A 5335-nucleotide genomic window follows, 5' to 3' on the forward strand; every position below is an offset into this window, starting at 1 on the left:
TAATATCCGGTATGCGACCCAAACTCAACCATCGTCAGGGGCTTCTGAATGGGAAGAGACTGAGACGATCAGTGAAGTCGAAATTTCTTTCGAAGAAAGTTACCGGGGCCTTACCCGACAGATCAAAGTTGACTATGATGAACCCTGCCGGAACTGCGGGGGGACCGGCATAACCCAGAACTCAGAACCATGTGCTTCGTGCCGGGGAAAAGGAGCACAGAGGAAATCGAAAGTAGTGAATATCACGATAGCTCCCGGTGTGAAATACGGAGCAAAGTTACGAGTTCCTGGGGTTTTGGGAGGGAAGAATCTTTATCTGATGGTCAAGGTGAAAAGCCATTCCCATTTTCGGCGGGAGAGCGACAATGTTTTGCTCGATTTACCGATTACAGTCAGCGAAGCGGTTCTGGGAACCGAGCTCGAAGTTCCCACCTTGAGCGGAAAGGTGAAGATGAAAATCCCGCCGGGAACCCAGAATTATACCTCTTTTCGTCTTCCGGGTTTTGGATTTCCCCGGATGAAGAACAACGAAAAGGGCGATCAGATCGTCCGAATTTCGATTGTGATTCCGAAGAATCTCAATCAGAAGGAAAAAAAGTTATACGAAGAGCTTTCCGCCCTGCGGCCCGAGAATCCGCGCCGGTATCTTCTCTTCGAATAAACGATTGTTTTTGCCACGGATTTCTTGAGGGAAATGAACGAGGGGGAGAACCTGCGATGGACTACGACCATTTTACCGAAAAAGCAAAAGAAGTTCTGTCGATTGCCCGTAGTCTTCTGGTTGAACGACATCATAATCAGCTCGATGTCGAACATGTGCTTCTGGCCTTGCTGAAACAGCCGGAAGGCTTGGCGGTACAGATCGTCGAACGCTGCGGGGTTGATCCGGTACGCCTGAATCGGGATGTCCAGGAAAGCTTGAATAGGCTTCCTCAGGTTTACCCGCAAGGCGGTCAGGAGATGCAGATTTACTTGACGCCCCGGACCAAATCGGTCCTTGATCATGCCCAGGAAGAAGCTAAACGGTTACAGGATTCCTACGTTGGGGTTGAACATATTTTGATCGCCGTGGCCAAAGAAGAGTCCGGAGCAAGTCATAGAATTTTCCGTTCCTATGGAATCGATGTTGAAAAAGTATACCGAGTGCTCCAGAACATTCGAGGAAAGAGGCGGGTCGATGATCCATTTGCCGAAAGAAAATATCTATCTCTCGAAAAATATGGGCGGGACCTCACGGCATTGGCTCGGGAAAATAAGCTCGATCCGGTTATTGGTCGGGATGAGGAAATCAAAAGAGTTATCCAAATTCTCAGCCGGCGGACCAAAAACAATCCGGTTCTGATCGGAGATCCCGGTGTTGGTAAAACATCTGTCGTCGAGGGTCTGGCGCAGGATATAGTCCGGGGAAATGTCCCGGAAAACCTCAAGGACAAACGGGTTATCACCCTGGACTTGGGAGCGGTCCTGGCCGGGGCGAAATTTCGCGGTGAGTTTGAGGAACGCCTGAAAGCCGTACTTGATGAAGTGCAAAAAGCGGAAGGAAAAGTCATCCTGTTCATCGACGAACTGCATACGGTAGTTGGTGCTGGAGCGGCCGAGGGCGCGATTGACGCAGCTAATCTTCTCAAGCCGGCATTGGCCCGCGGAGAACTGCAATGTGTCGGAGCCACCACGCTTAACGAATACCATAAATATATAGAAAAGGATTCTGCCTTGGAGCGACGTTTTCAGCCGGTTTTTGTCGGTGAGCCTTCCGTTGAGGAAACGGTTTCGATTCTTAGGGGTTTACGGGACAAGTATGAAGCCCATCACCGGGTCAAAATCAGTGACGAAGCGCTGGAGGCCTCGGCGGTTCTCTCCAACAGGTATATTACCGACCGTTTTCTGCCTGATAAAGCGATCGATTTGATGGATGAAGCTTCTAGTAAGAAAAGGATTGAAATACAAAGCATTCCTCCTGAATTGAAAAAAATGGAAGAGGACCTGCAACGAATAGCCAAAGAGGGGATGGCGGCGGTACAGGCTCAGGAATACGAAAAGGCGGCCCGCTTGAGAGACGAGGCGGAATCGTTAAAAACGTTGTATCAGGGAGAGAAAGACCGATGGCTACATGAAAAAGAAATCAATGAAGTGGTCAGCGAGGAAGACATAGCCGGAATCGTATCCAGTTGGACCGGTGTTCCGGTAACCAGACTCCTTGAAGAAGAAAAACAAAGGTTATTACACATGGAAGAGGAACTTCATAAACGGGTGATCGGTCAAGACGAGGCTGTTTATGCCGTATCAGAAGCGATCCGGCGCTCCCGAGCCGGAATCAGCGAGGCGAACCGGCCGATTGGCTCATTTATGTTTCTGGGTCCGACCGGGGTGGGAAAAACGGAATTGGCCAAAACGCTGGCGGATTTTCTCTTTAGCGATGAAACGGCTCTGGTGCGGATCGATATGTCGGAATACATGGAGAAACATTCAGTGGCCCGCTTGATCGGAGCGCCTCCCGGGTATGTGGGATATGAAGAGGGAGGCCAATTGACCGAAGTGGTCAGGCGCCGGCCCTATCAGGTTATCCTCTTTGATGAAATCGAGAAGGCGCACAGCGATGTCTTCAATATTCTTTTACAAATACTTGATGATGGGCGCTTGACTGACGGACAGGGGAGAGCCGTGGATTTTCGAAACACGGTGATCGTCATGACCTCGAATATCGGCAGCCAGCATTTCCGAGAAGTCGATCCGGAAAACGAAGAGGCTTTACGGAGAGTCCGAGACAAGGTCCTCGAAGAAGTCGGGAGGAATTTTCGTCCTGAATTCATCAACCGCCTTGATGAAATGATCGTTTTTCATCCATTGAAGCTTGTTCAGGTGAAAGAGATTGTCCGCTTGATACTGGAAAAACTCCGAAATCGTCTTGCAGATCAGCGGATTTACCTGGTGTTCGATGAGGCGGTGATCGAGCATCTGGCTAGAGAGGGATTTGAGCCTGATTTTGGGGCCCGTCCCCTGAAGCGTTCTATTCAGCGGGAGGTGGAGAGCGCCCTGTCCGGAGCGTTGATTCGGGGAAACTTTCTTCCCGGTGACAGGGTTCGCGCCACTTTCGAGCACGGTGTCATTCATTTCCAAAAGGAAAGCGCGTGATGGCTTGACTATGGGAATACCCCTTATCCTTGGAGTGCTTCGTTGATTTCCTTAAGGGAGGGAAAGACCAGATCGGGTTTCCAGGATGATGCGGTTATGTCGGACTTACGCGATTCTCCGGTGAGCACCAGCATGGACAGGATACCCGACTGTTTTCCCATGGCGATATCGGTGTACAAACGATCACCAAGAATCGCGGTCTGTTCCCTCGTCGAGCCGGAACGCTCAAGGGCATAGTTAACCATTTCCGGAAATGGTTTACCGAAGATCTGAGGCCGAACCCCGGTTGAGGCTTCGATTGCCTTGATCAGGGAACCGATGTCGATGACCAAGCCGCTTTCCGTAGGACAGTTGAGGTCCGGATGGGTTGCATAAAAAGGACAACCTTGTCGGATCAGGGTGCTGGCCTGTTCGAGTTTTGGCCAGGTGAGTGTTTTATCGTAACCGAGGACAACACAATCTGGTTGATCTTGCACCAGAACGAAACCGAATCGAAGGAATTCAAGTTCAAGTTCGCGGGTCCCCATGAGAAACACGCGGCTGTACCTTTTAATGTGCCGTAGATGCCAGGCGGCACATTGCCCCGAGGTGATGACTTGATCGGGATTGATTCCGCTCAAACCAAGATTAAGAAGTTTTCGGGCATAAGAAGCGGCATTGGAAGATGAATTGTTGGTCAGGAAATAATACTTTTTACCCTGACGGTGAAGGGTATCGAAAAACTCAATCGCTCCGGGCAGTAGTTTGTTGCCTAAGTAGATGGTACCGTCCATGTCCAAAAGAAAAACCCGGATCGCTTCGATGTTCATAAAAAACCTCCTGCAAACAGTGATAGGTGATCGGTAATGGGTAAAAACTTTCGGCAATTCATTGTCCTATTGCTCAATTTTCGTCTCCGGTTACCGGCGGATCGGCCGGGTGAGTTGTTTTTCCAAGAACCCTTTGGCATATCCAGACAAGGATACTGCTTCATTTTGTAGAGAAATACGGACAGCATACTTTTCCTGTTTGCTTTCTCAAAGTATAATGAATATCGGTAAACATGACCAGTATCGGCCGAAGAAACCGGGGTTCCTTCCACAGTCTCAAGTTATGGAAGCCCTCCTTCCATATCATGTAAGTTGGTTTTTTTGCTTTGGTAATAGTTTTTATCTCACGGGGAACGATTATGTTGTGGAAACCTACGGCCAAAACGGTAAAGGAGCCGACCTGAAAGATGATACGTATTTCGATAAGGAACCTTAAGCCAGGCATGCGGATCGGATATCCGGTTGTCCGGGAGGATGGCGTCATTCTATTGAGGGATGGGATCCCCTTGACGGCGCAGTTTATCAACCGTTTACGGGAAATGGGTTTCGAGTATGTGTATATCCGGGACAACCGTTGTAAGGATTACAACCTTGAAGAAACAATATCCCACGAAACTCGAAGAAAAGCCCTCCAAACGCTGCATGATACTTTTTATCAGACCGTGCGCGGAGCCCGAGTTTCGCTGCAGACAGTCACCCGTTTGGTGGATGAAATAATCGATGAAATTTTTTCTGTGAAACGATCCGTAGTCAGCTTGGTTCAACTCCGGCAGCATGACGATTCAGTTTTCGCCCATTCGGTGAATGTCGCGGCGTTATCGGTGTATCTGGGTAAATTTTTAGGCATGGATCGTAAGGAGCTTCGGATTCTCGCCTTGGGAGCGATAATGCATGATTTAGGCAAAATGAAAATTCCCGCTGCAATTCTGAATAAGAATGGGCAACTGAATGTCAATGAATGGTCGGACATCGAGAAACATCCGGCGTGGTCGGCTGAAATTCTCCTGGAAAATCTCCCTGAACATGATGAATGTATTACGATCGCCCTTCAGCACCATGAGCGACTGGACGGATCCGGATATCCCTATGGACTGGCGGAAGAAGACATCCACTTTCTTTCCCGGATCTGTGCCTGCGCGGATGTTTATGATGCATTGACCGTCGATCGTCCCTATCGGAAGCGCTTCTCTTATGCGGAAGCCTTGGAATATCTGATGGGGAATGCCGGGAGATTGTTCGATGTCCAGGTGGTCACGACTATGGTCAGACACATCGCTCCGTATCCGGTAGGGGAGACGGTTCGCTTGTCTACCGGAGAAATAGCGGTTGTGGTTCGCCTGAATGAAGGCTTGCCCATCCGCCCCTTGGTTAGAATCCTCCAAGACCGCGAGGGG

Annotated in this window: 4 protein-coding genes; 3 read left to right on the forward strand and 1 reads right to left on the reverse strand. The window is 49.6% G+C overall.

Going from position 1 to position 5335, the window contains the following annotated elements; all coding sequences use genetic code 11:
- Positions 1-661 (forward strand): DnaJ C-terminal domain-containing protein (locus tag VLH40_00450; GenBank protein ID HSV30479.1); only part of this gene is annotated, 661 nt, incomplete at its 5' end.
- 56 nt (positions 662-717) lie between these two features.
- Positions 718-3132: an AAA family ATPase gene (locus VLH40_00455; protein ID HSV30480.1), complete on the forward strand. Its 2415-nt coding sequence runs from the start codon at positions 718-720 to the stop codon at positions 3130-3132.
- 23 nt (positions 3133-3155) lie between these two features.
- Here VLH40_00455 and VLH40_00460 read toward each other — a convergent pair whose 3' ends face one another.
- Positions 3156-3941 carry an HAD-IIA family hydrolase gene (locus tag VLH40_00460; protein ID HSV30481.1) on the reverse strand — a complete coding sequence of 262 codons (786 nt, stop codon included), beginning with the start codon at positions 3939-3941 and terminating at the stop codon, positions 3156-3158.
- 407 nt (positions 3942-4348) lie between these two features.
- Between VLH40_00460 and VLH40_00465 the strand changes: the two genes are divergently transcribed.
- The coding region (locus tag VLH40_00465) for an HD-GYP domain-containing protein (protein HSV30482.1) at positions 4349-5335 on the forward strand (987 nt) is incomplete at its 3' end.

Source organism: Atribacteraceae bacterium (assembly GCA_035477455.1).
Lineage (GTDB): Bacteria > Atribacterota > Atribacteria > Atribacterales > Atribacteraceae > DATIKP01.